Consider the following 6,754-nt stretch of genomic DNA (forward strand, 5'->3'; position numbering starts at 1 on the left):
CTTTTCATAGGTAACTTAGTTATCATCTAGCAGATTTTTGAATTATAGGAATGTCATAATGAAACGAGTCGTAATCACCGGTATGGGTATTGTTTCGAGTATCGGTAACAACGTCGAAGAAGTTTTAGCGTCTCTAAAAGCAGGTAAATCTGGTATTACTGCCTCTGAGCAGTTTAAAGAACAAGGTCTTCGTTCACAGGTATGGGGTGATCTAAAAATCAACCCATCAGAGCACATTGACCGTAAACAGATGCGCTTTATGGGTGATGCGGCTGCGTATGCATACCTATCAATGCAGCAAGCTATCGAAGACGCGGGTCTGACTGACGAGCAAGTTTCTAACGATCGCACAGGTATTGTTGCTGGTTCTGGTGGTGCATCTGCATTGAACCAAACTGTTGCGACAGACACAATGCGAGCGAAAGGCGTAAAACGTGTGGGTCCTTACATGGTTCCACGCACTATGTCTTCAACGGTTTCTGCATGTCTTGCAACGCCGTTTAAAATTCGTGGCGTGAACTACTCCATGAGTTCTGCATGTGCAACTTCTGCACACTGTGTTGGCCACGCAATGGAACTTATCCAGCTAGGTAAACAAGACATCGTATTCGCAGGTGGTGGTGAAGAGCTAGATTGGTCTCAAACTATGATGTTTGACGCTATGGGCGCACTATCAACTAAGTACAACGAAACACCAGACAAAGCGTCTCGTACTTACGATGCTGATCGTGATGGTTTCGTTATCTCTGGTGGCGGCGGTATGCTGGTTATCGAAGAGCTTGAACACGCTCTGGCACGTGGCGCGAAGATCTATGGTGAGATCGTAGGTTACGGCGCGACGTCTGACGGTTACGACATGGTGGCACCATCAGGTGAAGGTGCAGTGCGTTGTATGAAAATGGCAATGCAAGACGTAGAGTCTATTGACTATGTGAACACTCACGGTACATCTACACCAGTTGGTGACGTAAAAGAGCTAGGTGCTATTCAAGAGTTGTTTGGTGACAACAGCCCAGCAATTTCTGCGACAAAAGCGATGACAGGCCATGCTCTTGGTGCGGCTGGCGTACATGAAGCGATATACTCAACGCTGATGCTAGACAATAACTTCATCGCACCAAGCGTGAACGTTGAAAATCTGGATGAGGCAGCTCAAGGTCTAGACATTGTGACTGAAACACGTGATGCAGAATTGACGACAGTAATGTCTAACAGCTTTGGTTTTGGTGGTACTAACGCAACACTTGTTATCAAAAAATACCAAGGCTAACTTAACTGCTGGGTTGTCCCAGTATACAGGTTTCCAGAGCTTGACTACGCTTTGAAATAAAACGTAGTTGAACAGACGCAGACTCTGACCCATGGAGAGCGGGTCCGGATCCTTTTGTTCTGGAACTTTGCCCGGCTTATGCCGGGCATTTTTCTTTCTGCCGCTAGTGCTCGACAGAGACTGTGCTTTTCTGCACAATCACTGCCATTCCCAAATCAAATCTCTGAAGCCATGAAAATCCTAATTGATGAAAATATGCCTTACGCTGAGCAACTTTTTGGCCAGCTGGGCGAAGTTGTTTTAAAATCCGGACGTACGCTGGGCGCCGATGACTTAGTCGATGTAGATGCGTTGATGATTCGCTCCGTCACCAAAGTGAATGACGAGCTGATTTCCAAAGCGAATCGGCTTAAGTTTGTTGGAACAGCAACCGCTGGTATGGATCATGTTGATCAGGCGTTACTCAAAGATAAAGGCATCTTTTTCACTGCGGCACCAGGATGTAACAAGGTCGGTGTAGCAGAGTATGCGTTTAGCGTTATGATGGTGCTTGCGCAGCAACAAGGCTTTTCTGTATTTGATAAAACCGTTGGAATCATTGGTGCAGGCCAGGTAGGGAGCTACCTGCAACAATGCTTGGAAGGTATAGGTATTAAGGTGCTTATCAACGATCCTCCAAAGCAAGCGGCAGGAGATGAGCGCAACTTCACCCCTTTAGATGACTTGTTTGAGCAAGCAGATATCATTACTACTCACACTCCAATTACTCGTGATGGCGACTTTCCGACCCATCACTTAATCAATGAAGATGTGTTGAATAAGTTACGTTGTGATCAAATTTTAATCAATGCGGCACGCGGGCCGGTTGTTGACAATGCTGCTTTGAAAGCTCGTCTGAGAAAACAAGACGGCTTTATTGCTGCATTGGATGTGTTCGAATTCGAGCCAGAGGTTGATATGGAGCTTCTGCCTCTGCTAGCATTCGCAACCCCTCATGTTGCCGGTTATGGCTTAGAGGGAAAAGCTCGCGGAACAACGATGATTTTTAATAGCTTCTGCGAGTTTCTGAATAACGATTTACGTGCACATGCCAGTGAGCTTCTGCCAACAGCTCCAGTACCGACCTTGGTATTGGACAGGGCTTGGGAAGAGGCTACGCTGCATAACCTGACGCAACTGGTCTATGATGTGCGTAAAGACGATGCATTGTTCCGTCGTGAAATCAGTCAACCTGGTGCATTTGACTTGATGCGTAAGAACTACTGGGAGCGCCGTGAATATAGTGCAGTCACGCTAAGAGGAAATGCAGAAACTAACCTGCAACCACTAGCGAAATTAGGTTTTCAAATTGAGGTAAGTCAATGAGCCAGCAATATAACGTTGCCATTTTAGGTGCGACCGGCGCAGTCGGTGAAACAATTCTCGAAGTACTTCAGGAACGTAAGTTTCCTGTTGGTGACCTTTTTCTGCTAGCCAGTGAGCGTAGTGAAGGCAAGACTTACCGCTTTAACGGAAAGACCATCAAAGTTGAAAATGTAGAAGATTTTGATTGGTCTCAGGTGCACATTGGCTTGTTTTCCGCTGGGGGAGAATTATCGGCCAAGTGGGCGCCAGTCGCTGCTGATGAAGGAGTGATTGTGATCGATAACACCTCTAACTTCCGTTATGAGTATGACATCCCTTTGGTTGTGCCTGAGGTTAACCCTGAAGCGATTGCCGAATTCCGAAACCGCAACATCATTGCTAACCCGAACTGTTCGACAATTCAAATGTTGGTAGCACTTAAGCCGATTCATGATGCTGTGGGTATCGATCGTATTAATGTCTCGACTTACCAATCTGTTTCTGGGGCTGGTAAATCCGGTATCGATGAGTTGGCAGGTCAAACGGCTAAGCTGCTTAATGGCATGCCGGCTGAAAGTGAACAGTTCTCGCAGCAGATTGCTTTTAACTGTCTGCCGCAAATTGACCAGTTTATGGAAAATGGCTACACCAAAGAAGAAATGAAAATGGTGTGGGAAACTCAAAAAATCTTTAATGACTCGTCAATTACGGTCAACCCGACTTGTGTGCGAGTACCTGTATTCTACGGTCATGCAGAAGCACTTCATATCGAAACACGTGCTCCAATTGATGCTCAGGAAGTAGCGAATTTACTAGAGCAGACCAAAGGTGTTGAAGTGTTCCATGGTGACGATTTCCCGACACAGGTTCGTGATGCCGGCGGTAAAGATCACGTGATGGTTGGTCGTATTCGCAACGACATTAGCCATCATAGTGGCATCAACTTATGGGTTGTAGCAGATAACGTTCGCAAAGGCGCAGCAACCAATGCAGTTCAGATTGCAGAAGTGCTGATTCGCGACTACTACTGATCGTATTATTAACTTTCATAGCAAAGCCTCACCATTGTGTGAGGCTTTTTTAATCAGATTCCAAAATTTAGTGTGAGATTAGTGCGAATATGGCGGCAGCCACACATTTTTTAGCTATGCGCCTATAGTTTTCGCGTGTTTATCCGATATATTTAACAGATCATTACATTAAAATTTATTGAGCACATAGCTGAGCCTTCTATGCTTCGAATTTTTAAGTGTCTGCTGCTGCCTGTTACATTAGTAGCCGTGACTCAGACATCGATTGTTAGTGCAGAAACTATTCGCCTTAAGGGACCTGATGGCGAGATCCAAGCATCGCCGCAATATTCTGATTTTGTCCCCCAAGATCTGCGTAACAACGAGCCTTCTCGCTTTTATGGACCAACTACTTCTCAAGAAACACTCTGGGCTATTGCTAGCCGTTTGCGTCCATCCGCCAGCGTTTCTGTGCAACAAACGTTGCTTGCTGTGTATCAGCTCAACCCTCAAGCATTTGAAAATCAAAACATCCACGAGCTTATCCCAGGTAGTACGCTACGAATTCCTTCTCTAGCGCAAGTCCAAAGCGTTTCGACACAAGAAGCCGTTAATGTCATGGCGGCCCATCAAGCACGCTTGACGGATATTCCTGCGGTTTCTCGCCCAACCCCGCAAATCCGGCCTCAGCAGCAACCGGAAGAGATGAAACCATCTGACGCTGAAAAGCCAATGATGGATGATACAAAACCGGCAATGCAGCCAAATGCGGATTTAGCAAAAATAGCCAAGCAAGAGCAAAAAGCGCAAGTTTCGACTTTGGAAAAGCAACTCGAAAGTTCAGAAGGCGAGTTGATGGCTCTGGAAGAGAAGAATCATAAATTACGCCTAATGCTTGCTGATGTTCAGTCTGAAGTGGACGTACTAAAAGATGAGCTGGGTGATGAATCTCGAATTCGTACTGAAGTTGAGAAGTTGCTAGAGGCTGAACGTTTACGTTTAGCAGAAGAGCAAAAGATGAAACCATCACCATTGGATGAGTTGCTCTCTAATACATGGCTCGTCGCTGCTGCCGCTATTATCCCAGGCTTGCTGATTGGCTTGCTGATCATGATGTTGTTGGGTCGTCGTAAGAAAGAAGACTCAGAAGAAGTACAAACCGCGACCGAACAAACCGTTCAACCTGTCGCACCAATTACTCCTGATTCATTAAATGAAGAGGTCGATGATGACTTGTTGCTTGATGATGACTTGTTTGGTGAATCAACTGACGATGAAGAGGAGTTGTTCTCGGATGACTCTGGTTTAGATGAAGTTAGAGAAGATGGCGAAGTAGATGTCTTTGCCGACTTAGAAGATAACGATCTCGATTTCAACCTTGAAGGTGAAGATGGCGAAGACCCATTCGCCGGTATTGGTGATGATGGCGAACTGGACGAAGCGCTCGCTGATCTAGATGCCAGCACTAATGGCATCAGTGTTAACAGCGAAGATAAAGCGCTCGGCCTAGAAGAGATGGAGCGTGCGCTAGATGAGGTCATTATTGAAGACGAATCACCGGAAGGAGAATTCGACTTATCTGATGATGACGATGATATTTCTCAAGACGAGTTAGATTCATTGCTGGCATCAGATGGAGATTCAGAAGATCTTGGGACCGATGAATTGGATCAATCACTGTTAGATGATTTATTTAGTGAGACGGATTCTGATGACTCAAGTGATGATCTGGATTTCGACTCATTGTTAGATGAGGCTGGTGATGACTTCGATCTTAGCGGTAACGACGGTAGTGTCGAGGCTACTGATGCCAATGAGCCGAATTTAGCTTCAGACAGTGAAATTGATGACCTCTTTTCACAAGTAGAAGCCCAGGCGGACCTTGAAAAACTTGAAGCGGAAGCACTCGATGAAACCGCATTGCTGGATGAATTAGTTGAAGAACCAACACCGACCCTCGATGAAGGCAGTACAGATCTACTTGATGAACTTATCGACGATGATGGAACCGAAGATTTCAGTAAAGATGATGAGCTAGATGACTTTTTAAGTGATGATCTTGACCTAAGTAGTGATAGTGACAACAGCTTTGATGAACTAATCACTGAAGATAGCGATGAACTGGATGCGGACTCTACAGAAACACTGGATGAATTTCTAACCGATGATCACATCGATGATCTCGCTTCTCTAGAAGATAGCACTGAGTTGCTCGATGATATATTTGAAGCGGAATCGCAGCAGGAACAGCCTATTTCTGAAGAGCTCGGTGATGAAGGGACTGATCTATTTGAAGAATTGCTCGAAATAGAAAAACAGAGCGAAGAGCCCGTTCAGGAAGTGCCAGAGGAAGAAATCCCATTAGTTGAGCCAGAGGAAAATCAACCAAAAGAAGGTGAAGGGCCTGAAACACTGGCAAGTGATGATAAATTCTCCAGTGAAGATTTTATCGATGACATGTTGAGCTCTGCGCCCGAAGGTGATCCATTGCTCGATGAGCTTGATTTGGATGAATCCGATTTAAGTGAAGCAGTATCTGAGGAAGTTGTTGCAGCGCAACCTGAAGATGACTCAAACTTTGCAGAGCCAGAGCCAGAGCCAGAGCCAGAGCCAGAGCCAGAGCCAGAGCCAGAGCCAGAGCCAGAGCCAGAGCCAGAGCCAGAGCCAGAGCCAGAGCCAGAGCCAGAGCCAGAGCCAGAGCCAGAGCCAGAAGAGGATGATTGGCTTACCTCAGCGATTGATGAAGTGGAAAGTCCTCAATTAGCCGAAGAGTCTGAGTTTGATTTGGCTCAGGACGAAAATCAGGATGCTCTCTCAAGCGAGATGGAACCCCTTGAACTCGATGAGCCGGAAGCGGCGGGTCCCGAGTCTGAGCAAGATGATGAAGATGACTGGTTGACGTCTGCTATTGATGAAGTCGAAAACCCAAGTTCTGAATTGGAAGAGAGTCATGAAGTTCCGGTTACTTCTTCAGCACAGTTAGATGAGAGCACTGCCGTTGCTGCTGAAGAAAATGTGCCTGTTGAGGAAGATTTACTTGCGCAGCAGGAACAAGCGGACACATCATCTCCAGAGACTCCAGAGACTCCAGAGACTCCAGAGACTCCAGAGACTCCAGAGACTCCAGAGA

At 46.1% G+C, this 6,754-nt stretch carries 4 protein-coding genes; all 4 read left to right on the top strand.

What is annotated here, in order from left to right; all coding sequences use genetic code 11:
• The first annotated feature begins 58 nt into the window (after positions 1-58).
• Positions 59-1,270, top strand: a complete 1,212-nt coding sequence (fabB, locus tag OH455_RS16150) for a beta-ketoacyl-ACP synthase I (RefSeq protein ID WP_045974781.1) — start codon at positions 59-61, stop codon at positions 1,268-1,270.
• Between the two features lie 231 nt (positions 1,271-1,501).
• Positions 1,502-2,635, top strand: coding sequence for a 4-phosphoerythronate dehydrogenase (locus tag OH455_RS16155; RefSeq protein ID WP_269982079.1), 1,134 nt, complete (start codon positions 1,502-1,504; stop codon positions 2,633-2,635).
• Positions 2,632-3,645, top strand: coding sequence for an aspartate-semialdehyde dehydrogenase (locus OH455_RS16160; protein ID WP_269982075.1), 1,014 nt, complete (start codon positions 2,632-2,634; stop codon positions 3,643-3,645). The genes OH455_RS16155 and OH455_RS16160 overlap by 4 nt, the downstream gene beginning before the upstream one ends.
• Before the next feature lie 201 nt (positions 3,646-3,846).
• Positions 3,847-6,754 (top strand): FimV/HubP family polar landmark protein (locus tag OH455_RS16165; protein ID WP_333482729.1); only part of this gene is annotated, 2,908 nt, incomplete at its 3' end.

It is taken from the genome of Vibrio sp. T11.5, assembly GCF_027587155.1.
Classification (GTDB): domain Bacteria; phylum Pseudomonadota; class Gammaproteobacteria; order Enterobacterales; family Vibrionaceae; genus Vibrio; species Vibrio neptunius.